This window comes from Citrobacter sp. NCU1, from assembly GCF_010231475.1.
Classification (GTDB): domain Bacteria; phylum Pseudomonadota; class Gammaproteobacteria; order Enterobacterales; family Enterobacteriaceae; genus Citrobacter_D.
On the sequence record NZ_NRDO01000041.1, the window covers coordinates 1 to 22,604 of the forward strand.

Below are 22,604 nucleotides of genomic sequence, written 5' to 3' on the forward strand. Positions count from 1 at the left end.
GTCACGGCATCACATTCTGTTAAACCTAAGTTTAGCCGATATACACAACTTCAACCTGACTTTATCGTTGTCGATAGCGTTGATGCGAGCGCCATAAACCGAGGTCTATGGCGCTCGCTAACGCTTATTGTTATTACAGTTTTGCGCTGACCCAGCCTTTCACACTGGCTAACGCTGCAGGCAGAGCTGCAGCATCCGTACCACCGGCTTGCGCCATGTCCGGACGACCGCCACCTTTACCGCCCACCTGCTGAGCGACCATACCTACCAATTCTCCGGCTTTCACACGGTCGGTCACATCCTTAGACACGCCCGCAATCAGAGAAACCTTACCTTCAACTACCGTTGCCAGAACGATAACCGTCGACCCCAGTTGATTTTTCAGATCATCAACCATGGTACGCAGCATTTTCGGTTCAACACCCTCAAGCTCGCTGACCAGCAGCTTGACGCCGTTGATATCAACCGCGTTGCTGGAAAGATTCGCACTCTCCTGCGCCGCAGCCTGTTCCTTCAACTGCTGTAACTCTTTTTCAAGCTGACGCGTACGTTCCAGCACAGAACGAACCTTATCACCCAGATTCTGACTATCGCCTTTCAGCAACTGTGCGATATCGTTTAAGCGATCGCTTTCCGCATGCAGAGTCGCGATGGCGCCTTCACCGGTGACCGCTTCAATACGGCGAACACCTGCCGCCGTCCCGGACTCGGAAACAATACGGAACAGACCGATATCCCCTGTACGGCTTGCGTGCGTACCGCCGCACAACTCGGTAGAGAAATCGCCCATGCTCAGTACGCGAACACGATCGTCATACTTCTCGCCAAACAGCGCCATTGCCCCTTTCGCTTTCGCCGCGTCCAGATCCATGACATCCGTTTCGACCGGCAGGTTGCGACGAATCTGCGCGTTTACCAGGTCTTCTACGGCACGGATTTCTGACGGTTTCATGGCTTCATTATGGGAGAAATCGAAACGCAGAATTTTATCGTTAACCAGAGAACCTTTCTGCGCCACATGCGTGCCCAGGATCTGACGCAAGGCCGCATGCATCAGGTGCGTTGCGGAGTGATTCAGACGAATACGCGCGCGACGAACATCATCCACATCGGCCTGCACGCCGTCGCCCACTTTCAGAGAACCCGCAGAGAGCTTACCGAGATGACCAATCGCCTGGCCATATTTCTGCGTGTCGCTCACCGCAAATGCAAAGCCTGCGCCTTTCAGTTCGCCTTTATCGCCAACCTGACCACCGGATTCAGCGTAGAACGGAGTCTGATCCAGAACGACAACCGCTTCCTGCCCTGCGTTAATCACATCTACCGCTTTACCATCAACGAACAGCGCGGTGACTTTAGCGCTCAGTTCCAGATGGTCGTAGCCTTTAAACTCTGATGCGCCATCAACGCGAATCATCGCATTGTAGTCTGCGCCAAAACCGCTGGCTTCACGCGCACGACGACGCTGTTCTTCCATGGCGGCTTCAAAACCTGCTTCATCCACTTTGATATTGCGCTCACGGCAAACGTCCGCCGTCAGGTCAACCGGGAAGCCGTAGGTGTCATACAGACGGAATGCGGTTTCGCCGTCCAGCGTGTCGCCGGTCAGCTTCGCCAGTTCGTCGTCCAGCAGCGCCAGACCACGCTCCAGTGTGCGGGCAAACTGCTCTTCTTCGGTTTTCAGTACTTGTTCAACCTGAGCCTGTTGACGCTTCAGCTCTTCGCCTGCAGATCCCATCACCTCTACCAGCGGGCCAACCAGCTTGTAGAAGAAGGTCTCTTTCGCACCCAGCATGTTGCCGTGACGGACCGCACGACGAATGATTCGACGCAGCACATAGCCACGGTTTTCGTTCGACGGAACAACGCCATCTGCAATCAGGAATGCGCAGGAACGGATATGGTCAGCGATAACGCGCAGCGACTTGTTGTTGAGATCTGTCGCGCCGGTAACCTTCGCAACCGCCTTAATCAGCGTGCTAAACAGGTCAATTTCATAGTTGGAGTTAACGTGTTGCAGCACCGCCGCAATACGTTCCAGCCCCATACCGGTATCAACAGAAGGCTTCGGCAGGGGTTCCATAGTGCCGTCAGCCTGACGGTTGAACTGCATGAAGACGATGTTCCAGATCTCAATGTAGCGATCGCCATCTTCTTCTGCGCTTCCCGGAGGACCGCCCCAGATATGGTCGCCGTGGTCATAGAAAATTTCGGTGCACGGGCCGCACGGACCGGTGTCGCCCATCTGCCAGAAGTTGTCAGACGCATAGGCCGCACCTTTGTTATCACCAATGCGGATGATACGTTCGCGCGGAATGCCGACTTCTTTTTCCCAGATTTCAAAGGCTTCATCGTCGGTTTCGTAGACAGTTACCCACAGACGATCTTTTGGCAGGGCAAACCAGTTTTCACCGGTCAGAAGCTCCCACGCATATTGAATCGCGTCGTGTTTGAAGTAGTCGCCGAAGCTGAAGTTGCCCAGCATTTCGAAGAAAGTATGGTGACGTGCAGTGTAACCGACGTTTTCCAGATCGTTGTGTTTACCGCCCGCGCGCACACAGCGCTGCGAGGTGGTTGCGCGGGAATAATTACGCTTATCGAGCCCAAGGAAAACATCCTTGAACTGGTTCATCCCGGCGTTGGTAAACAACAAAGTTGGGTCATTGTTTGGAACCAGGGAGCTGCTGGCAACTACCTGATGTCCTTTACTATGGAAAAAGTCGAGAAACGCCTGACGGATCTCAGCGGTGCTCTTGCTCATAATTATCCTGAAATCAATCTACACTTCATCCTTCAAACCGCCTCTGTGTTGGCTGCGCTTGTTCACCCCAGTCACTTACTCCAGTAAGCCCCTGAGGATTCACTCACTTGCCGCCTTGATGCGACTTGAATGATTTTGTGTATTTAAGGAATATTCGTCGCAGACGGCGGTCATCCTGAAACAACCATCGCCTGAACGGAAAAAAGTGGGAATAAGATAAGTTTTCTTTACGGGGAAGTAAAATCCCGTATGTGCTCAATCATCAAAATTTCGCCATATATCCTGAATATCTTCCATCAGGTAGCCACGATAGAGCAAGAAACGCTGAATCTTCACCTTTTCTGAAAAGTCTGTCGGCAGGGGATCGCCGTATTTCCGAAAGGCCTGGTCGCGCGCACGCTCGCACCAGTCAATCTCGCATTCACGCATAGCCTTTTCCGTTGCTTCCCGTGCGATTCCCTTCTGATTCAGTTCCTGGCGTATCCGTGCCGGCCCATAACCTTTGCGGCTACGACTGGCGATAAAGCGTGTGACAAACCGATTGTCATCAAGATAATGGTGCTCATAACACCAGGCGATAACCCGTTCATAGTCCTCTGCAGTCGCGTCGATTTCTTCCGGCCCATTTTTGCCCATCACCGGCGCAGAGAGCTTACGGCGCAACTCTTGTTCACTGTGGTCACGTACCGCCAGAATACGAACTGCACGATCCAACAGACGGGAATAAGCGGGTCGGCGCGGTGTAGATTCGCTCATAACAACCTTCGAAAAATAAAATGCAAAAAGGGCCGCATAAATGCAGCCCTCTGATTATAAGCCGGATAAAAACGTCAGAGCGTCACTATCAGGCACGGTTAACGATTAAAAATCTTCGTTGGTTTCCGCAACGTCTGCACCATCATCAACGGAGAAATCTGGCGTTGAATCCTGGTTGTTCAGCAGCATTTCGCGTACTTTCTTCTCGATTTCTTTCGCCGTCGCCGGATTCTCTTTCAGCCAGTTTGTTGCATTCGCTTTGCCCTGACCGATCTTCTCGCCGTTATAGCTGTACCAGGCACCGGCTTTCTCGATCAGCTTCTCTTTCACGCCCAGGTCAACCAGTTCGCCATAGAAGTTGATGCCTTCACCGTAGAGGATCTGGAACTCAGCTTGTTTAAACGGTGCCGCGATTTTGTTCTTCACGACTTTAACGCGGGTCTCGCTACCGACTACGTTGTCGCCCTCTTTCACCGCGCCAATACGACGGATGTCCAGACGAACAGAAGCGTAGAATTTCAGCGCGTTACCACCGGTGGTGGTTTCCGGGTTACCGAACATCACGCCAATTTTCATACGGATCTGGTTGATGAAGATCAGCAGTGTGTTGGACTGTTTCAGGTTACCCGCCAGCTTACGCATCGCCTGGCTCATCATACGTGCCGCGAGGCCCATGTGAGAGTCGCCAATTTCGCCTTCGATTTCCGCTTTCGGCGTCAGCGCCGCAACGGAGTCGACCACGATAACGTCAACAGCACCCGAACGCGCCAGCGCGTCACAGATTTCCAGTGCCTGCTCACCGGTATCCGGCTGAGAACACAGCAGATTGTCAATATCGACACCCAACTTACGGGCATAGATCGGGTCCAGCGCGTGTTCTGCATCGATAAACGCACAAGTTTTACCTTCGCGCTGCGCTGCGGCGATAACCTGCAGCGTCAGGGTTGTCTTACCGGAAGATTCCGGTCCGTAGATTTCGACGATACGCCCCATCGGCAGACCGCCCGCACCCAGCGCGATATCCAGTGAAAGCGAACCGGTGGAGATCGTTTCCACATCCATGGAACGGTCTTCACCCAGGCGCATGATGGAGCCTTTACCGAATTGCTTTTCGATCTGGCCCAGTGCTGCCGCCAACGCTTTCTGTTTGTTTTCGTCGATAGCCATTATTACTCCTGTCATGCCGGATGAAACCGGATAATGAATTCTGTTCTGTTGACGCAATTATACTGTATGGTCATACAGTATCAAGTGTTTTGTAGAAATTGTTGCCAGAGGGTTTGCAGCGCGTAAGCCGTCGCCTGACGACGCACAGCCTCGCGGTCGCCGCTGAAACATTCCCGACGCGTAATCCCTTCGCCGCTGGCGCTGGCAAAGGCAAACCAGACCGTACCAACGGGTTTTTCTTCGCTGCCGCCTTCTGGCCCGGCAATTCCGCTTATCGAGACCGCGAAGTGCGCTCTGGCGGCTTTTAGCGCGCCAATCGCCATTTCCACCACCACGGGTTCACTGACCGCGCCATGCTGGGTCAGCGTCTCTTCGCGAACGCCAATCATCTGCGCTTTTGCTTCATTGCTGTAGGTGACAAATCCGCGTTCAAACCAGGCGGAACTCCCGGCAATATCGGTAATGGCTTTCGCCACCCAACCGCCCGTACAGGATTCCGCTGTCGTTACGGTGGCGCCGCGTGCTTTTAACGCCTGCCCCACCCGTTCACTTAACTGCATCAGTTCACTGTCAGTCATTCCGACCTCTGTCAGTTAAAAAATATGCCGGACAAGATACCACTTCCCTCAATGAGATGGGGATGAGGTGACGATTTTACGAGCCGTATTCCGAAAAAATGCCAGCCGCCCACTTATGCAGGGCGAGAGAGGTAACGCCGCGCTTAAAAACGATATAGTGTGGTTCAATGTTGCACGGATGAAGAGAGCTCGCGAATGGCATTAGACAAAACGGAAGTCCCTACCCACCAGAAATTAAAGCAACACCATCAAATGCGGCTATGGCTAATCATTGGCGGCGTATGTTCTTTAGGAATGGGCGTGCTGAACATTATATCGTCCGGATATCTTGAACCTTATGATGGCGGCCAAATTATCTTAGGCTTGGGGTGTCTTGGATATAGTCTGGCAATATCAAAGAAAATATCCCAGTTGCGTGTAGAGAGTCGGTCAGAAAAACAGTGATAAAACCAGCATAGGGAAGTTCGCGCTTCCCTATGCAAAAACAGATTACTGCACGCGTGCCAGCGCGACGGCCTGACCAAGTTGCCAGACCGCCATGGCATAATGGGTGCTGTGGTTATAGCGGGTAATGGCGTAGAAGTTCGGTAAACCGTACCAGTACTGGTAGCCAGTACCGATATCAAGACGCAACAAGCTGGCCTTTTGATGATGCCCCAGCGACTGCTGCGGCGTTAACCCGGCAGCGGCAAGTTGGGAGATGCTGTACTGGGTTTTAAAACCATTCGCAAGGCCTGGCGCCTGGCCGTTGGCCATTACCGCCACCGTATCGCCTTTCTCCCAACCGTGTCCTTTAAAGTAGTTTGCAACGCTACCGATGGCATCGACCGGATCCCACAGGTTGGTATGACCGTCGCCGTTGAAGTCGACCGCATACTCTTTGTAGGAGGAGGGCATAAACTGTCCGTAACCCATCGCGCCCGCAAAAGAACCTTTCAGATCCAGCGGATCATCTTGTTCGTTACGCGCCATCAGTAAGAAGGTTTCCAGCTCGCTGGAGAAGTACTCCGCCCGGCGTGGATAGTTGAACGACAGCGTTGCCAGCGCATCCAGAATGCGCGTTTTGCCCATCACACGCCCCCAGCGCGTTTCAACCCCGATAATCCCAACGATGATCTCCGGCGGTACGCCATAAACCTGCCATGCGCGATTCAACGCATCTTCGTACTGATTCCAGAACACCACACCATTTTGCACATTATCCGGGGTGATGAACTGCTTGCGATAGCGCAGCCATGCGCCGTTAGGTCCGGTAGGCGCTTGAGCCGTCGGGGCTTGTCTATCCATCAGACGCAGCACGTAATCCAGACGTTTGGCCTGTGACAGGATCTCCTGCAACTGTTGGCGGTCGAAGCCGTGTTTGCTCACCATTTTGTCGATGAATTGCTGCGCATTGGGGTTATTGGCGAAATCGCCGCCCATCTGCATCACGTTGTGCTGGGGCTCAAGCAGGAAACCGCCGGACGGCGTCCCCGTTGTCGTTTGAGTCTCTGAAGGTTTCGGTTTGCTGCTACAGGCAGCCAACAACACACAAAGGGGAAGTAATGCTACATAACGACGCTTGAACATGAGACATCCATTAAACAAATTCAGCCAGAGTGAAGTATGGTAAAGCATCCTCCATCGCACAAGAAAGCGGTAGTCGCTATCGCTCCCTATTTTTAGCAGCAAAAATCGCGATTTCTTTTATCATGCCAGTGAGGAATCCCCCTTCAACATGATCTTTTCCCATGATTCGCACCCCCTGAATGCACTATCATCGCGCACTGCTATTGCATGAATAAGCGGGAACAGCGGCCGTTTTCGTTGTCCCTGACCATCGGTAAAAGGGATTGAAGTGATCATAACCGGAGAAACCAATGAGTGATGCACTACTGAACGCGGGTCGTCAGACATTAATGCTGGAGCTACAGGAAGCAAGCCGTCTGCCGGAGCGTCTGGGCGATGATTTTGTCCGCGCCGCCAATACCATTATCCACTGCGAAGGCAAGGTGATTGTCTCCGGTATCGGCAAGTCCGGTCATATTGGCAAAAAAATTGCCGCAACCCTCGCCAGCACCGGCACTCCAGCCTTTTTCGTTCACCCGGCAGAAGCGCTGCATGGCGATTTGGGGATGATTGAAAGCCGTGACGTGATGCTGTTTATCTCCTATTCCGGCGGCGCGAAAGAGCTGGATCTCATCATTCCCCGCCTCGAAGACAAATCGGTCGCCCTGCTGGCGATGACCGGGAAACCCACCTCCCCGCTGGGTCTGGCGGCGAAAGCCGTGCTGGATATCTCCGTCGAACGTGAAGCCTGCCCAATGCACCTGGCGCCGACCTCCAGCACGGTGAATACCCTGATGATGGGCGATGCGCTGGCGATGGCCGTGATGCAGGCGCGCGGTTTTAACGAGGACGATTTTGCCCGCTCCCACCCGGCTGGCGCGCTGGGTGCTCGTTTGTTGAATAACGTGCATCATCTGATGCGTCGTGACGATGCGGTGCCTCAGGTTCAGCTTGCCACAAGCGTAATGGACGCGATGCTGGAATTGAGCCGTACCGGGCTGGGTCTGGTGGCGGTCTGTGACGAAGAAGCCTATGTGAAGGGCGTATTTACCGACGGCGACCTGCGTCGCTGGTTAGTCGGCGGCGGCGCGCTCACCACGCCGGTCAGTGACGCAATGACCCACAATGGCGTCACGCTACAGGCACAAAGCCGCGCCATTGACGCCAAAGAGATCCTGATGAAGCGCAAAATTACCGCCGCCCCGGTGGTGGATGAAAACGGTAAACTCACCGGCGCCATTAACCTGCAGGATTTTTATCAGGCAGGCATTCTCTAATCTTTGAGTCCCAGACGCTTCGCCAGTCGATGCAGATTGGCGACGTCTGTTTCAAGTGCCCGCGCGCTGGCCGCCCAGTTATGATTATTTTGCGCCAGCGCCCGGCGGATCATCTCCCGCTGAAAACGCTCCGTCGCGTCACGCAGATTGTGATTGAGCGGCAATTCTGCCGTCGGTTCCAGCGGCGGTACAACCGACGCGTCCTGTAACGCAAAATGTGTGGCTTCCAGTACCACTTCATCCCCTGCTTTCGTTGCCCTCGCCAGTACCACGGCACGATGGATCGCATGTTCCAGTTCGCGCACGTTTCCTGGCCAGCCATAATTCAGCAGATGGCTGCGCGCGGCAGGACTCAGCACCACGCGTGAAAGCCCCAATCGCAGCCGACACTGCTCGCAAAAATAGCCCGCCAGCAACACCACATCCTCACCGCGCTCGCGCAGAGGCGGTACTGAAAGCGGGAAGACGCTCAAACGATGGAACAAATCGGCTCTGAAACGCCCGGCCAGAACTTCTTCGCGCAAATCACGGTTGGTCGCCGCCAGTACGCGCACATCCACGCGCAGGCTACGATCATCGCCGACGCGCTGAATATCGCCGTACTGCAATACTCGCAACAGTTTGGCCTGCAATGCCAGCGACAGCTCACCAATTTCATCAAGAAACAGCGTACCGTTATCGGCCATTTCGAACTTACCGCTGCGGTTGCTGATAGCCCCGGTAAACGCCCCTTTCACATGACCAAACAGTTCGCTCTCCGCCACGCTTTCCGGTAATGCCGCGCAATTGAGATAGACCAGTGGATTGTTCGCCCGCGTTGAGCCTTCATGAATGGCTTTCGCCACCAGCTCTTTGCCGGTCCCCGTTTCGCCGCTAATCAGCACGTTGAGATCGGAGGCCGCCACAATCTCGATCTCTTTTTTTAGCTGCATCATGCTGGGCGAAAGGCCAATCATCTGCGTCGCTTTCACCTGTTCAAACGCGGAGGATGACCCCGGCAGCATATTCTGGCTTTCCAGTTGTTCAATCAGCAACGCGTTACTCAGCGCGCCTGCCGCCAGCGCGGCAATCAGACGCAGTTCTTCATCACTGAAAATATCAAACTGGTCTGGCGCCATGCCGTCGAGCGTCAGCGCGCCAATCAGATTTTGCCCGGCAAACAGCGGCAGGCCAATGCAGGCATGCACCTTCAGGCTCTCTTGTCCGGGAATCAATCCGTCATACGGGTCGGGCAAATCACTGTCGGCGGGGAAGCGCACCACATCCCCGGCGCGAGCGATAGCTTCCAGACGCGGATGCCCTTCCAGCGTAAAACGTCTGCCGAGAACATCGCGCGCCAGACCATCAATCGCCAGCGGGATAAACTGGCGCGCCTCGTAGCGCAGCAATGCAGAGGCATCACATTCCAGTACCTGGCGCAGTGTGGTTACCAGGCGTTGAAAGCGGTCCTGATGACCGATACCGCGTTGTAATTCAATGGCGATGTTCGCCAGCACATCAACGGAAAAACGCATGACCACCTCATTGTCATTTTGACAATACATAGTGTCATATTGACCGTTTAAGGAATAGTCATTTTGACTACCAACTTAGGAGTATAATTTAAAAAAACATTGAAAATCATAGCATTAAAAAGTTGGCACGCGACCTGCTATCAGAAAGACAACTTATTTGGGAACACACTGAATTTATTGAGGTTGCTATGTCTATTCTGGTTAAAAATAACATCCATTGGGTTGGTCAACGTGACTGGGAAGTGAGAGATTTCCACGGAACTGAATATAAAACGCTGCGCGGCAGCAGCTACAACAGCTATCTCATCCGTGAAGAAAAAAATGTGCTGATTGATACTGTTGACCATAAATTCAGCCGTGAATTTGTCCAAAATCTGCGTAGCGAAATTGACCTCGCAGACATTGATTACATCATCATCAATCACGCAGAAGAGGACCATGCCGGCGCGCTGACCGAGTTGATGATGCAAATTCCGGATACGCCAATCTACTGCACCGCGAATGCCATTGATTCTATTACCGGCCACCACCACCATCCGGAGTGGAATTTCAACGTGGTGAAAACCGGTGATTCACTGGATATCGGCAACGGCAAACAGCTGATCTTCGTTGAAACCCCGATGCTGCACTGGCCGGACAGCATGATGACCTACATGACCGGCGATGCGGTTCTGTTCAGTAACGACGCCTTTGGTCAGCACTACTGCGATGAACGTCTGTTTAATGACGAAGTGGATCAGACCGAGCTGTTCGAACAGTGCCAGCGTTACTACGCCAACATCCTGACGCCGTTCAGCCGTCTGGTGACGCCCAAAATCACTGAAATCCTCGGTTTTAATCTGCCGGTGGAGATGATTGCCACCTCCCACGGCGTAGTCTGGCGCGACAACCCAACGCAGATTGTTGAGCTTTATTTGAAGTGGGCTGCGGATTACCAGGAAGACAGAATCACGCTCTTCTACGACACCATGTCCAACAACACCCGCATGATGGCGGATGCCATCGCTCAGGGCATTAACGACGTTGACCCGAACGTGGCGGTGAAAATCTTTAACGTCGCCCGCAGCGATAAAAACGAAATTCTGACCAACGTCTTTCGCTCAAAAGGGGTGCTGGTCGGCACCTCTACGATGAACAACGTGATGATGCCGAAAATCGCCGGTCTGGTCGAAGAGATGACCGGTCTGCGTTTTCGCAACAAACGCGCCAGCGCCTTTGGCTCCCACGGCTGGAGCGGCGGTGCGGTTGACCGCCTCTCTACTCGCTTGCAGGATGCCGGTTTCGAAATGTCGCTGAGCCTGAAAGCCAAATGGCGCCCGGACATGGATGCGCTGGAACTGTGTCGCCAGCATGGCCGCGAAATTGCGCGTCAGTGGGCGCTCGCTCCTCTGCCAAAAACCAGCACCACGGCGACCGACGCGTGCGCCTGTGCAGCAGCAGCGACTGCCGACCTCGGCCCCTGCATGCAATGCAGCGTTTGTCAGTGGATTTACGATCCCGCCAAAGGTGAACCCCTGCAGGATGTCGTTCCGGGTACAGCGTGGCGTGACGTGCCGGACAGCTTCCTGTGTCCGGAATGTTCATTGGGTAAAGAGGTCTTCGATGTGCTGGCAACGGAGGCAAAATGAAGCGGGGAATTGTCATTATTGGGTCGGGTTTTGCCGCCCGCCAGTTAGTCAAAAACATCCGTAAACAAGATGCTGTTATCCCGTTAACCCTGATTGCGGCTGACAGCATGGATGAGTATAACAAGCCCGACCTCAGTCACGTTATCAGCCAGGCACAGCGCGCTGACGACCTCACCCGCCAGTCGGCGGGGGAGTTTGCCGAACAGTTTACTTTGCGCCTGTTCCCGCACACCTGGGTCACCGACATTGATGCCGACGCCCACATGGTGAAAAGTCAGGACACGCAGTGGTCGTACGACAAGCTGGTGCTGGCGACCGGCGCTTCGGCCTTTGTCCCTCCCGTTACCGGGCGTGAGTTAATGCTCACTCTGAACAGTCAGCAGGAGTACCGTGCTTGTGAAACGCAACTGCGCGACGCACACCGGGTGCTGATTGTCGGCGGTGGATTGATCGGCTGTGAGCTGGCGATGGATTTCTGTCGGGCAGGCAAAGCCGTGACGTTGATTGATAATGCCGCCAGCATTCTCGCCTCGCTGATGCCGCCAGAAGTGAGCAGTCGCTTACAGCATCGCCTTACCGAGATGGGCGTGCATTTGTTGCTGAAATCACAGCTTCAGGGGGTGGAGAAAACGGCCTCCGGCCTCCGTGCCACACTGGATCGTCAACGCAGTGTCGAGGTCGATGCGGTGATCGCCGCCACCGGTTTACGTCCGGAAACGGCGCTGGGGCGTCGTGCCGGGCTCACTCTCAATCGCGGCGTTTGCGTGAACAGCTATCTGCAAACCAGCCATCCGGATATTTATGCCCTCGGTGACTGTGCGGAAATCAACGGTCAGGTACTGCCCTTCCTGCAGCCGATTCAGCTCAGCGCGATGTATCTGGCGAAAAATCTGCTCGGCGGCAATGTTTCGCTGAAGCTGCCCGCGATGTTAGTCAAAATCAAAACGCCGGAATTACCGTTACATCTGGCCGGGGAAACCCAGCGTCAGGATCTGAACTGGCACATCGTCGCAGAAGCTGACGGGATGGTTGCTAAAGGCATAAACCACGAAGGCCAGTTATGCGCCTTCGTGGTCAGTGAAGATCGGATGAAGGAGGCTTTCGCCCTGTTGAAAACGCTGCCAGCGTAAGTGACGCGGTGCAGGATGGCGGCGACGCCTTATCCGGCCTACGGCATGTGGCGCTTTGTAGGCCGGATAAGACGCTACGCGTCGCCATCCGGCATATCACGATTGTTCAGCCAGCGCGCCGCCGCAATCACGCCCTGTCCCAATGACAACCCGCCATCGCCTGCCGGTAACTGCTGCGGGAACAGCAGCGTAAAATCAGCAAGGTAAAAAGCCAGACGCGACGACAGCAAGCGGTTATGCATCACTCCACCGCTGAAGACCAGTGTTGTGATCCCGCGCGATGCGGCCTGTTCACGCATCATGGCGGCAAACCCTCGCGCCAGCGCGTCGTGAAACGCCCATGCCCGTTCGGCGGGTGTTGCCTGCCAGTTCAGCCACTGGTGCCAGAAGGTCGCCAGATCCAGTTGATTTCCGATCAATGGCATCGTCACCGGATGTTCAACCGCCTGACACTGTGAAGCCAATGCTTCCAGCGTACAGGCTGCTTCCCCTTCATAGCTCAGTGACTCTGGCGCACAGCCTAACGCTGCGGTAACAGCATCAAACAGACGTCCACATGACGAGGCCAGTGGCGCGTTGATCCCGCGCTCAATAGCCCGCGCCAGCACGTTCCAGTTTTGTCGCTGCACGCTGGCGGTTTCCGGATAACGCTGCCAGTCGGGAACAAAGCGTAAACACTGCGCTAACAGGTTACGCCAGGGCTGCTTCGCCGCCAGATCGCCACCGGCAAGCGCCACAGCGGGCAGTCCCCCCAGGTGGTCACATTCGCGGTAATTTACCCGTAAACACTCCCCGCCCCACAGCGCGCCGTTTTCGCCCATCCCGATACCATCCAGCGTCAGAGCGATCACATCACCGCCGTTCAGTGGCCAGCCGTGCTCCGCCATGCACGCCGCCGCGTGGGCATGATGGTGCAACACAATGTCAGTGGGCAGATTCATCTCACTCGCCCACTGGCTGGAGACATAGCCCGGATGCGCATCGCAGACAATGCGTTGCGGCGTAAAATCATAAATACTTTGGATCAGACGCAACGCATCACGCCACTGGGTCTGAATCCCCTCATCGCTGAGATCGCCCAGATGCTGACTCAGCACCGCCTGTTCCCCACGCACCAGACAGAAGGTGTTTTTGAGATCGGCCCCCAGGCAGAGCATCGGCGGCACGTCATGAAATCCGGGCGGCAACGCCAGCGCGTCCGGCACATAGCCACGCGAACGACGCAGCATTTCACCGCTGTCACGCACCACGGAATCATCCATCCGCTGCACGATGTCGCGATTATGCAACAGGAAACCGTCGGCAATTTCCTGCAAATCGTCCAGTGCCTGCGCGTTGGTAATGGCGGGCGGTTTACCGCTCAGATTGCCGGAGGTCATCACCAACGGGCCGTTCATCTCCTGCAAAAGCAAATGCTGTAACGGATTGGCGGGCAGCATCACGCCGACCTCCGCAAGCCCCGGCGCAATGCCGTCGCATAGCGAATCAACGTCGTGTTTATCCACCAGCACAATCGGGGCGGCAGGCGTGGTTAGCAGACGGCGTGCCGCTTCCGGCAAACCGTTCTCTGTCGGTAGCATTACCGCCAGCGGTTTCGCCGGACGGTGCTTTCGCGCCCGCAGCGTTGCGACGGCATCGCTGTTGCGTGCATCGCAGGCCAGGTGAAAACCCCCAATCCCTTTGATGGCAACAATGCTCCCGGCTTTCAACATCGCCACCGCCGCCTGCAACGCCTCTTCTTTCTCTGCTTCAACGTCAGCAGAGCGCCACGCGAGATGCGGCCCACACGCCGGACACGCGACGGGCTGCGCGTGGAAGCGACGGTCATACGGATCGCGGTATTCCTTATCGCATTGCGGACACAGCGGAAAAGACGCCATCACGGTAAACGGGCGGTCGTACGGCATGGCGCGAATAATGGTGAAGCGCGGGCCGCAGTGGGTGCAGTTGATAAAGGGGTAACGGTAGCGCCGCTCGCCGGGGGTGCGCATTTCGAGCAGACAAGCGGGACAAGTGGCGGCATCAGGAACGATTTGCGTGTTCATCGTTCCCCCCGCGCTTTGGCGAATGGAAAAGTCAGCGGGGAGTTGCGACCAGGCAAAGGGCTCGCTTTCCACGCTGTCGATACGCGCCAGCGGCGGGCAATGCTGATGCAGTTCAGCGATAAACGTCGCAGGCTCTTCCAGCAGGCGAACGACGACGCCGTCACCGTCATTACAGACATCGCCGTGCAGTTGCAGTTGTTGCGCCAGTTGCCAGACAAACGGGCGAAACCCGACGCCCTGCACTTTACCGCGAATACGCAGTTGTACGCCGGAGTGATTGTTTACCGTCATCAAATTGTTCTCACCGTCATCTAATGGCATGCCTGATGGCGCTACGCTTATCAGGCCTACAAATGACGCGAGCTGTAGGCCGGATAAGGCGAAGCCGCCATCCGGCATAAATACAGCTCTATTTTACGCGGATTTTCAGAAATCAGAAAAGCAGCGATGCGGTAGAATCCAGCGCCGCGCGGCGACGTTTTTCTGCACTCAGTTGCTCAAGCTTATTGCGATCCACGCAGATCAATGCGTGAGTCGGACACACTTCCATACAGGCCGGGCCCGCCTCGCGGTGATGGCACAGGTCACATTTATTGGCTTCTGCTTTTTCTGCGCGTACGTTCAGGCCCGCCCCGCTGTTGCGGATCACCGGACGGACAACCACTTCCATCGCACCGTACGGGCACGCCACCACGCAGGTTTTACAACCAATACAGCGCTCCTGCATAACGTGGACAAACCCTTTATCACGGCTGATCGCACCGTTCGGGCAGACATTCGCGCACGGCGCGTCTTCGCACTGACGACACAGCGTCGCCGTGGAGACGTTCACCCCTTTGATAACATGGATGCGCGGTAAAAAGGTTTCAGGGGTCAGCGATGCGCAGTCCTGGTTTTCCTGATGGGATACCACACAGGCCACTTCACAGGTACGGCAACCAATGCATTTAGTCGCGTCAGCAATGATGAAACGGTTCATCAAATTCTCCAGCAATGACAGATGATATGCCGAAGTATTCACAATTCGTGCCAGTTTTTAACCGGCTGTTATTAAAGTGATTTTTATTTATGTCGTGCGGTTTTAAGGTGTCATCGTCACTAGTGACGATGACAATTGACAACCCTTAGCCCGGATGTGACAGCGCTAGCGAGTCGCGGCGGATAAGCGTGCCGGTAAAGGATTTCGGTGGTGTAAAGGCCCCGCCGTCCAGCATAAAAATGAGCCGCCCCACCGTCTCCTGAATCATCTCGGTGACCGGAATTTTGACGCTGGAAAGCGACGGAATGGTGTACGGCGCCATCGCAATATCGTCGAACCCAATCACCGACACTTGTGCAGGTACGCTCATGCCCTGCTCGTGGAGTTGTTTGATGGCGCCAATCGCCATGTCGTCATTACTGGCGACAAGCGCGGTGAACCTGGCATTACGTGAGAGAAGCGTGTTAACACCTTCCGCGCCGCTGGCGGGCGTCCATTTTCCGTTCACAATCAGATCCTGATTTAAGGCAATGCCATGATGCGCCAGCGCATCTTTATACCCGGAAAGACGTTCCACGCCGGTCGGGGAATCCATTGAGCCGGTAATGAACGCGATCTCTTGATGGCCGGAAGCAATTAACTGCGCCACGGCGTTAAAACTGGTCTGTTTTTGATCGCACCAGACGCTGTGGCTGCTGTTTTTCCGCAACTGACGGTTAAGCACCATAATCGGCTGAGAATGGCTGTCGATGATCTCATCTATCTCATCAACGCTGAGAAAACGCGGATAGATCATCACCGCGTCGCAACGTAAATCGAGCAGATACTGGATCGCCTGACGCTCCTCCTCGGCGCTGTGCTTACCGTCGGCAAGGAGCAACTGACGGCCTTTGTCTTCCGCCATACGCGCCGTATGAAACAGTAACTCGCTAAAATAGACGCCGTGATACAGGGTGTTCGTCACCACCAGGCCGAGCGTCTGCGTGCTCTTTGCCGCCAGACTGCGCGCCAGCAAATTAGGGCGATATCCGCTCTCTTCGATAGCCTCAAACACGCGGTCTTTGGTCTCCTGGCTGACGTAGCCGTTACCTGAAAGCACCCGGGAAACCGTCGCCTTCGACACACCGGCACGCTTCGCCACCTCCAGCATCGTCGTCATATTACTCTTCCGTTTGTACGCAATGGCACGCAGTGTACTTCACCCAATCAGGATTGTCCTGGATGGCAAATAGCGCCTCCAGGAGTGGGTGATCTAAGTCACATTTATAAAAACGATCATAAATTGATCTTGCCACAAAACTAAAAACTTATCATGATTTTGTGGAACCGGTTTCCTATTTTGTGTTTCATCACCGCCAGATTCCAGGCAACGAAGCATGGCGATTACAACGTACCTTACTGATAAAACAGGGTAAAATCCGATGTCCAAGAATTATGCGGCACTGGCGGGCTCCATCGTGTCGGCTTTGGGTGGTGTCGACAACATTACTGCGGTCACACACTGCATGACGCGTTTGCGTTTCGTCGTCAAAGAAGACTCACGTGTCGATAGCGCTACCTTAAAAGCGCTCAGCGGCGTACTCGGCGTAGTCCGCAATGACAACCAATGTCAGGTGATCATCGGCAACACCGTTTCACAGGCATATCGTGAAGTCGTGAATCTGCTGCCTGGAGAGATGCAGCCCGCCGAGCCAGTTGGCAAGCCGAAGCTAACGCTCAAGCGCATTGGTGCGGGGATCCTTGATGCGCTGATCGGCACCATGTCACCGCTGATCCCGGCGATTATCGGCGGATCGATGCTGAAACTGTTGGCCATGGTCCTGGAAATGACCGGTGTGCTGGTGAAAGGCTCTTCAACGCTGACCATTCTGACCGTGATTGGTGACGGCGCATTCTTCTTCCTGCCGCTGATGGTTGCGGCATCTGCGGCGATCAAATTCAAAACCAATATGTCGCTGGCTATTGCCATCGCTGGCGTGCTGGTGCATCCGAGCTTTATCGATCTGATGGCGAAAGCGGCGCAGGGTGAGTACGTGGAGTTCGCCCTGGTCCCGGTGACGGCGGTGAAATATACCTACACGGTGATCCCGGCTCTGGTAATGACCTGGTGTCTGTCGTACATCGAACGCTGGGTCGATCGTATTACGCCAGCAGTGACCAAAAACTTCCTCAAACCGATGCTGATCGTCCTGATCGCCGCCCCGCTCGCCATCGTGCTGATTGGCCCGATTGGGATCTGGATCGGTAGCGCCATTTCCGCGCTGGTTTACACCATTCACGGCTACCTCGGCTGGCTTTCCGTCGCCATTATGGGCGCGCTGTGGCCACTGCTGGTGATGACCGGGATGCACCGCGTGTTCACCCCAACCATCATCCAGACCATCGCCGAAACGGGCAAAGAAGGCATGGTCATGCCGTCAGAAATTGGCGCCAACCTGTCGCTGGGTGGTTCATCGCTGGCTGTCGCCTGGAAAACCAAAAACCCGGAACTGCGCCAGACGGCGCTGGCCGCCGCCGCCTCCGCCATTATGGCCGGGATTTCTGAACCGGCGCTCTACGGGGTGGCAATCCGCCTGAAACGCCCGCTGATTGCGAGTCTTATCAGCGGCTTTATCTGCGGCGCGGTCGCCGGGATGGCAGGTCTTGCCAGCCACTCAATGGCCGCACCGGGTCTGTTCACCAGCGTTCAGTTCTTCGACCCCGCCAATCCGATGACCATCGTGTGGGTGTTTGGCGTGATGGCGCTGGCGGTCGTGCTGTCCTTTGTGCTGACGTTACTCCTGGGCTTTGAAGATATTCCGGTCGAAGACGCGGCTGAACAGGCCAGAAAAAACCAGGCCGCACAACCGAATTCTGCGAAAGGTGCCAGCATCTGACTGGCAATCATTGAGGTTTACTATGTCTGTATTTCCGCAAGGATTTTTATGGGGCGGCGCACTGGCCGCCAACCAGAGTGAAGGCGCATACCGTGAAGGCGGTAAAGGGCTGACTACCGTCGATATGATCCCGCACGGCGAGCGCCGTATGCCGGTGAAACTGGGCCAGGAAAAGCGTTTCCAACTGCGGGATGACGAGTTTTATCCGAGCCACGAGGCGATCGATTTCTATCATCGTTATAAAGATGATATCGCGCTAATGGCGGAAATGGGTTTCACGGTGTTTCGTACCTCGATTGCCTGGAGCCGACTGTACCCTAACGGCGACGATCTGACGCCGAACGAGGAAGGCATCGCGTTTTATCGTTCTGTGTTTGCCGAGTGCAAAAAGTACGGTATTGAGCCGCTGGTCACGCTATGCCACTTCGACGTGCCGATGCATCTGGTCACGGAATACGGGTCCTGGCGTAACCGCAAAATGGTCGAGTTCTTTACCCGCTATGCGCGCACCTGCTTTGAAGCCTTTGACGGTCTGGTGAAATACTGGCTCACCTTCAATGAAATCAACATCATGCTGCACAGCCCGTTCTCCGGCGCGGGTCTGGTGTTTGAAGAAGGGGAAAACCAGGATCAGGTGAAATATCAGGCCGCACACCATGAACTGATCGCCAGCGCGCTGGCAACCAAAATCGCCCATGAGGTAAACCCGCAAAACCAGGTGGGCTGCATGCTGGCGGGCGGGAATTTTTATCCGTACTCCTGCAAACCGGAAGATGTCTGGACGGCACTGGAAAAAGACCGCGAAAACCTGTTCTTTATTGATGTGCAGGCACGCGGCGCGTATCCCGCCTATTCCGCTCGCGTGTTCCGCGAAAAAGGGGTGATGATTGAGAAAGCCCCGGAAGATGATGCGATCCTCAAAAATACCGTCGATTTCGTCTCCTTCAGCTATTACGCGTCACGCTGCGCCTCGGCGGAGATGAACACGAAAAACACCAGTGCGGCCAACGTGGTGAAGTCATTGCGTAACCCCCACATCACGGTGAGCGAATGGGGTTGGGGCATTGACCCGCTCGGTCTGCGCATCACCATGAACATGATGTACGACCGCTACCAGAAACCGCTGTTCCTGGTGGAAAACGGCCTCGGCGCAAAAGATGAAGTCGACGCAAATGGCGAGATTAACGACGATTACCGGATCAGCTATCTGCGCGAACATATTCGGGCGATGGCCGACGCAATCGAAGACGGTGTACCGCTGATGGGCTACACCACCTGGGGATGTATCGATCTGGTTTCGGCGTCCACCGGTGAAATGAGTAAACGTTACGGATTCGTGTATGTCGACAGAGATGATGCCGGCAACGGTACGCTGGAACGGACGCGGAAAAAATCGTTCTGGTGGTATAAGAAAGTGATCGCCAGTAACGGGGAAGATCTGGCGTAACGGGCATTGCCGGATGGCGCTGACGCTTATCCGGCAAAGATCCTGTAACCAGCGACAAGAAAAGTGGTCAATAATGTGATGCTGTACACTACCCAAAATCGAACATGGATGTTTTAAGAGGACCTCAGCGATGAATAAGCGGGTTACAGGGATATACCTATTTTCCACCGCACTTTTTGCCGGGAGCCTGTTTTTCCCAGCTTTCAGTACTGGCACCAGTAACGCTGACAGCCTGGCGCTACTTCTTACAGGGTGGATGGGACTTTTTGTCGATCCTATCTCGTCTTTTTCATGGCTGGCGAATCCGCTTTATCTCATCGTCCTTGTGGGATTGCTGAGAAAAAAAAGCAGAGATGTGCTGTTTCTATGCGCCCTTTTATCTTTCTTTTTTGCTCTTTCTTTTCTTAGTGTTAGTGATGTGATTGCTGACGCTGGTGGTCAAGCCAGAGCCGTTACCGGATATCATTTGGGATGCTGGCTGTGGATTGCAGCCTCACTGATAATGATGTTCGGTTTATATTTTGAAATTAAATCAAATAAAAACAGTGAATTAATTAATAACAAAGAGTGATTTAAATGGCATTGCCGGATGGCGCTAGCGCTTATCCGGCCTACAGGATTACGTGGTTTTGTAGGTCGGATAAAGCGAAGCCGCCATCCGGCCTACAGGATTACGTGGTTTTGTAGGCCGGATAAGGCGAAGCCGCCATCCGGCGTTGTCATTCTGCAGCCTCAAGCTCTGCAAATCCACCGTGCCCTTCCCAGCCTTCCAGCCGCTGATACACCGTTTCTACGGCATCTTTGATTGGCTGAGTCATTGGATAGTAGAACCCAACGATATCCGGCTGAATACCTAAGAAAATCACCTCGCCAACATCCTCTTTGAGCTGATCGACCAGGTAGTTGAGCGGCATATTATGGGTGGTCATCATAAACATCTCGGCGATGTCATCAGGATCGATGATGCGGATCTCCCCGGGATTGAGCCCCATATCGGTGGCATCCACAATCAGCAAGCGACTCGGGCGTAATTCGCGAATCGCCACGATATCGTTTTCCGGCGCGCTGCCGCCGTCAATGACGATCCAGTCCCCTTTCGGCGCTGCGGCACACATTTCTGCCAGCAGCGGACCTGCGCCATCGTCACCCATCATGCTGTTGCCGACACACAATAAAACGTCAGTCACGGTGTCTCCTCACCATCAGATAGATGGCGCTTTCCTGATGAATATCATGGAGCATGCTGAGCATCAGCTTGCTCCATGCCTGTTGTGGCGGCGTCTGCACAGCGAGCGCGTTATCAAACGCGCGCGCCAGCATTTGCACATGGCTAAAATCGATAACGATTTCGCCGTACTTCGGCACGCCTTCCATTTTACGGCGGGCTTCGCTGCCCTCTTCCAGCGTGGCTATCCACGCCAGATAGTCATCCCACGGGCAGGTCAATGCCGCTTCCAGGCAATCAATGACCCCCAGGTGGTGGCCAATCGCCAGGCTGTAATAGACGACCTGCTGCGCCTCGGCAGGCGTTGCATCATTCTCATCAATAAATTTACGGCTCAGTTGACTGAACACCACCGTTTCACTCATCGGATACGCGCCTCTTCAACAACATGGTTAAGATTCGTGACGATCTCGGTCAGACGCGGATCGTTTTCTGCTTCCAGCCAGCGCGCCACCTGTTGCTCGCCCTGCCCTAACTGGCGCAGGTAATCATCGGCAATCTGGCGGCCATAGCGATAACCGGCCAGACGACGCGCTTCGCGATCAATCTTCACGCGCAGCGGCTGTACCATCTCCGGATGCAAAATCTCGGCAGGCTGTTCATCCAGTTCACCTGGCGCGCGCGCATGGATTTTCTGCTCCAGCAGACCCAGCGCCATCGCAAAACCGTACAGCGTTGCCGCAGGCGTTGGCGGACAGCCAGGAATATAGACATCCACCGGGACGATTTTGTCAGTGCCGCCCCAGACGCAATAAAGATCGTGGAATATACCACCGCTGTTGCCGCAGGCCCCGTAGGAGATACAAATTTTCGGATCTGGCGCAGATTGCCAGGCACGTAACGCCGGTGAACGCATCGCGCGGGTCACTGCGCCGGTAAATAACAGAATGTCGGCGTGGCGCGGTGACGGTACCACTTTGATGCCAAAACGTTCGGCATCAAACAGTGGAGACAAGGTGGCGAAAATTTCGATTTCGCAGCCGTTACAACCGCCGCAGTCCACACGATAGACATACGCCGAGCGCTTGATGTTTTTCAGTAACGACGCTTTCATGCTGGCGATGGATTCGTCCACCGTCATCGGTACCGGAATACCATTTGCGTCACGTGGGCCTAATAAATTGCTCATCAGCTGGCCTCTTTCATATGGCGAGTCAGTTCAATACGGTCGGACGGCACCAGGCATTTCTGGCGTTTACAGTCCGGGCAGGTCTCAAAACTTTCACGGTGATTTTCCGCACGGCTGTCGCCGTTGTGCTTAAGCAGCGCAATGGCGTAATCGATCTCTTTCTGAACCGCAAAAGGACGCTCGCACACGCGGCAGTTGCACAGTGCAAAGCGAGACTGCTGCAGAAAGTCTTCTTTCTTCCATACCGCCAGTTCGTACTCCTGCGACAGCTTGATCGCCGCAGTTGGGCAGACTTCTTCACAGCGGGCGCAAAAGATGCAGCGCCCAAGGTTGAACTGCCAGGCCAGCTCGCCCGTCGCCAGATCGGTCTCTACCGTCAACGCGTTCGACGGGCAGGCATTCACGCAAGCCGCGCAGCCGATACACTGCTGCGGGTTGTGCTCCGGCTTGCCACGGAAGTTTTTATCGACCGCGATCGGCTCCAGCGGATACGACGAGGTCGGTGTGCCGGTTTTGATGACTTTTTTGATAAAGGTAAACATGG

The 22,604-nt window shown here is 54.8% G+C and carries 20 protein-coding genes; 7 read left to right on the plus strand and 13 right to left on the minus strand.

Annotated elements, in window-relative coordinates; all coding sequences use genetic code 11:
* Positions 1–133: 133 nt before the first annotated feature.
* The 4 genes from alaS to pncC form a co-directional block, all read right to left on the minus strand.
* A complete protein-coding gene (alaS, locus tag CJP72_RS13545) occupies positions 134–2,761 on the minus strand; it encodes an alanine--tRNA ligase (protein ID WP_162381888.1) in 2,628 nt (875 codons plus the stop codon).
* A gap of 255 nt (positions 2,762–3,016) precedes the next feature.
* Positions 3,017–3,517, minus strand: coding sequence for a recombination regulator RecX (gene recX / locus CJP72_RS13550; RefSeq protein ID WP_162381889.1), 501 nt, complete (start codon positions 3,515–3,517; stop codon positions 3,017–3,019).
* Between the two features lie 105 nt (positions 3,518–3,622).
* Positions 3,623–4,684 (minus strand): recombinase RecA, encoded by a 1,062-nt coding sequence (recA, locus tag CJP72_RS13555; RefSeq protein WP_162381890.1) that lies wholly within the window; start codon positions 4,682–4,684, stop codon positions 3,623–3,625.
* Between the two features lie 80 nt (positions 4,685–4,764).
* Positions 4,765–5,262, minus strand: coding sequence for a nicotinamide-nucleotide amidase (gene pncC, locus CJP72_RS13560; protein WP_162381891.1), 498 nt, complete (start codon positions 5,260–5,262; stop codon positions 4,765–4,767).
* 195 nt (positions 5,263–5,457) lie between these two features.
* On the opposite strand from pncC, the gene CJP72_RS25545 reads away from it, so the two are divergent.
* Entirely contained in the window at positions 5,458–5,706 is a 249-nt protein-coding gene (locus CJP72_RS25545) for a hypothetical protein (protein WP_238340072.1), read from the plus strand.
* A gap of 45 nt (positions 5,707–5,751) precedes the next feature.
* Here CJP72_RS25545 and mltB read toward each other — a convergent pair whose 3' ends face one another.
* On the minus strand, positions 5,752–6,831 hold the full coding sequence (gene mltB / locus CJP72_RS13565) for a lytic murein transglycosylase B (protein ID WP_193568721.1): 1,080 nt from the start codon (positions 6,829–6,831) through the stop codon (positions 5,752–5,754).
* Positions 6,832–7,121: 290 nt separating this feature from the next.
* Between mltB and gutQ the strand changes: the two genes are divergently transcribed.
* Positions 7,122–8,087 carry an arabinose-5-phosphate isomerase GutQ gene (gene gutQ / locus CJP72_RS13570; RefSeq protein WP_162381893.1) on the plus strand — a complete coding sequence of 322 codons (966 nt, stop codon included), beginning with the start codon at positions 7,122–7,124 and terminating at the stop codon, positions 8,085–8,087.
* On the opposite strand, the gene norR is transcribed toward gutQ, so the two are convergent.
* Complete coding sequence (norR, locus tag CJP72_RS13575; RefSeq protein WP_193568722.1) at positions 8,084–9,601, minus strand: nitric oxide reductase transcriptional regulator NorR; 1,518 nt, start codon at positions 9,599–9,601, stop codon at positions 8,084–8,086. The genes gutQ and norR overlap by 4 nt on opposite strands.
* A gap of 188 nt (positions 9,602–9,789) precedes the next feature.
* On the opposite strand from norR, the gene norV reads away from it, so the two are divergent.
* Both norV and norW read left to right on the plus strand, forming a co-directional pair.
* Positions 9,790–11,229 carry an anaerobic nitric oxide reductase flavorubredoxin gene (gene norV / locus CJP72_RS13580; RefSeq protein ID WP_162381895.1) on the plus strand — a complete coding sequence of 480 codons (1,440 nt, stop codon included), beginning with the start codon at positions 9,790–9,792 and terminating at the stop codon, positions 11,227–11,229.
* The gene (norW, locus tag CJP72_RS13585) at positions 11,226–12,359 is read left to right on the plus strand and encodes an NADH:flavorubredoxin reductase NorW (protein ID WP_162381896.1); all 1,134 of its coding nucleotides are present in this window, start codon (positions 11,226–11,228) and stop codon (positions 12,357–12,359) included. The genes norV and norW overlap by 4 nt, the downstream gene beginning before the upstream one ends.
* A 74-nt stretch (positions 12,360–12,433) precedes the next feature.
* Here the strand turns inward: norW and hypF are convergent, their stop codons facing one another.
* The 3 genes from hypF to CJP72_RS13600 all read right to left on the minus strand — a co-directional run bounded on the left by hypF (position 12,434) and on the right by CJP72_RS13600 (position 16,566).
* Positions 12,434–14,695 (minus strand): carbamoyltransferase HypF, encoded by a 2,262-nt coding sequence (gene hypF, locus CJP72_RS13590; protein WP_162381897.1) that lies wholly within the window; start codon positions 14,693–14,695, stop codon positions 12,434–12,436.
* A 142-nt stretch (positions 14,696–14,837) separates the two neighbouring features.
* Positions 14,838–15,383, minus strand: a complete 546-nt coding sequence (hydN, locus tag CJP72_RS13595; RefSeq protein ID WP_162381898.1) for an electron transport protein HydN — start codon at positions 15,381–15,383, stop codon at positions 14,838–14,840.
* Between the two features lie 145 nt (positions 15,384–15,528).
* Positions 15,529–16,566 (minus strand): LacI family DNA-binding transcriptional regulator, encoded by a 1,038-nt coding sequence (locus tag CJP72_RS13600; RefSeq protein WP_342212312.1) that lies wholly within the window; start codon positions 16,564–16,566, stop codon positions 15,529–15,531.
* Between the two features lie 238 nt (positions 16,567–16,804).
* Between CJP72_RS13600 and ascF the strand changes: the two genes are divergently transcribed.
* The 3 genes from ascF (at position 16,805) to CJP72_RS13615 (ending at position 20,277) form a co-directional block, all read left to right on the plus strand.
* Positions 16,805–18,259, plus strand: a complete 1,455-nt coding sequence (gene ascF / locus CJP72_RS13605) for a PTS cellobiose/arbutin/salicin transporter subunit IIBC (protein ID WP_162381900.1) — start codon at positions 16,805–16,807, stop codon at positions 18,257–18,259.
* Between the two features lie 22 nt (positions 18,260–18,281).
* Positions 18,282–19,706: a 6-phospho-beta-glucosidase gene (locus CJP72_RS13610; protein WP_162381901.1), complete on the plus strand. Its 1,425-nt coding sequence runs from the start codon at positions 18,282–18,284 to the stop codon at positions 19,704–19,706.
* A gap of 130 nt (positions 19,707–19,836) precedes the next feature.
* Complete coding sequence (locus CJP72_RS13615) at positions 19,837–20,277, plus strand: hypothetical protein (protein WP_162381902.1); 441 nt, start codon at positions 19,837–19,839, stop codon at positions 20,275–20,277.
* Between the two features lie 148 nt (positions 20,278–20,425).
* Here CJP72_RS13615 and hycI read toward each other — a convergent pair whose 3' ends face one another.
* From hycI to hycF, 4 genes are read right to left on the minus strand one after another with little or no spacing between them, the layout of a single operon-like run.
* Positions 20,426–20,893, minus strand: a complete 468-nt coding sequence (hycI, locus tag CJP72_RS13620; RefSeq protein WP_162381903.1) for a hydrogenase maturation peptidase HycI — start codon at positions 20,891–20,893, stop codon at positions 20,426–20,428.
* Positions 20,886–21,296 (minus strand): formate hydrogenlyase maturation HycH family protein, encoded by a 411-nt coding sequence (locus CJP72_RS13625; protein ID WP_162381904.1) that lies wholly within the window; start codon positions 21,294–21,296, stop codon positions 20,886–20,888. Before CJP72_RS13625 ends, hycI begins: the two co-directional genes overlap by 8 nt.
* Complete coding sequence (gene hycG / locus CJP72_RS13630) at positions 21,293–22,060, minus strand: formate hydrogenlyase subunit HycG (RefSeq protein WP_162381905.1); 768 nt, start codon at positions 22,058–22,060, stop codon at positions 21,293–21,295. The genes CJP72_RS13625 and hycG overlap by 4 nt, the downstream gene beginning before the upstream one ends.
* A complete protein-coding gene (hycF, locus tag CJP72_RS13635) occupies positions 22,060–22,602 on the minus strand; it encodes a formate hydrogenlyase subunit HycF (protein ID WP_162381906.1) in 543 nt (180 codons plus the stop codon). The genes hycG and hycF overlap by 1 nt, the downstream gene beginning before the upstream one ends.
* Positions 22,603–22,604 lie beyond the last annotated feature (2 nt).

Bases quoted from the DNA above. Each gene is read 5' to 3' on its own strand.
- hycG (WP_162381905.1), bottom strand. From the start codon at position 22,060: ATGAGCAATTTATTAGGCCCACGTGACGCAAATGGTATTCCGGTACCG.
- hycF (WP_162381906.1), bottom strand. From the start codon at position 22,602: ATGTTTACCTTTATCAAAAAAGTCATCAAAACCGGCACACCGACCTCG.
- norR (WP_193568722.1), bottom strand. From the start codon at position 9,601: ATGCGTTTTTCCGTTGATGTGCTGGCGAACATCGCCATTGAATTACAA.
- CJP72_RS25545 (WP_238340072.1), top strand. From the start codon at position 5,458: ATGGCATTAGACAAAACGGAAGTCCCTACCCACCAGAAATTAAAGCAA.
- gutQ (WP_162381893.1), top strand. From the start codon at position 7,122: ATGAGTGATGCACTACTGAACGCGGGTCGTCAGACATTAATGCTGGAG.
- CJP72_RS13625 (WP_162381904.1), bottom strand. From the start codon at position 21,296: ATGAGTGAAACGGTGGTGTTCAGTCAACTGAGCCGTAAATTTATTGAT.
- mltB (WP_193568721.1), bottom strand. From the start codon at position 6,831: ATGTTCAAGCGTCGTTATGTAGCATTACTTCCCCTTTGTGTGTTGTTG.
- hydN (WP_162381898.1), bottom strand. From the start codon at position 15,383: ATGAACCGTTTCATCATTGCTGACGCGACTAAATGCATTGGTTGCCGT.
- recX (WP_162381889.1), bottom strand. From the start codon at position 3,517: ATGAGCGAATCTACACCGCGCCGACCCGCTTATTCCCGTCTGTTGGAT.
- hypF (WP_162381897.1), bottom strand. From the start codon at position 14,695: ATGACGGTAAACAATCACTCCGGCGTACAACTGCGTATTCGCGGTAAA.
- norV (WP_162381895.1), top strand. From the start codon at position 9,790: ATGTCTATTCTGGTTAAAAATAACATCCATTGGGTTGGTCAACGTGAC.
- pncC (WP_162381891.1), bottom strand. From the start codon at position 5,262: ATGACTGACAGTGAACTGATGCAGTTAAGTGAACGGGTGGGGCAGGCG.
- recA (WP_162381890.1), bottom strand. From the start codon at position 4,684: ATGGCTATCGACGAAAACAAACAGAAAGCGTTGGCGGCAGCACTGGGC.
- alaS (WP_162381888.1), bottom strand. From the start codon at position 2,761: ATGAGCAAGAGCACCGCTGAGATCCGTCAGGCGTTTCTCGACTTTTTC.
- ascF (WP_162381900.1), top strand. From the start codon at position 16,805: ATGTCCAAGAATTATGCGGCACTGGCGGGCTCCATCGTGTCGGCTTTG.
- norW (WP_162381896.1), top strand. From the start codon at position 11,226: ATGAAGCGGGGAATTGTCATTATTGGGTCGGGTTTTGCCGCCCGCCAG.
- CJP72_RS13610 (WP_162381901.1), top strand. From the start codon at position 18,282: ATGTCTGTATTTCCGCAAGGATTTTTATGGGGCGGCGCACTGGCCGCC.
- CJP72_RS13615 (WP_162381902.1), top strand. From the start codon at position 19,837: ATGAATAAGCGGGTTACAGGGATATACCTATTTTCCACCGCACTTTTT.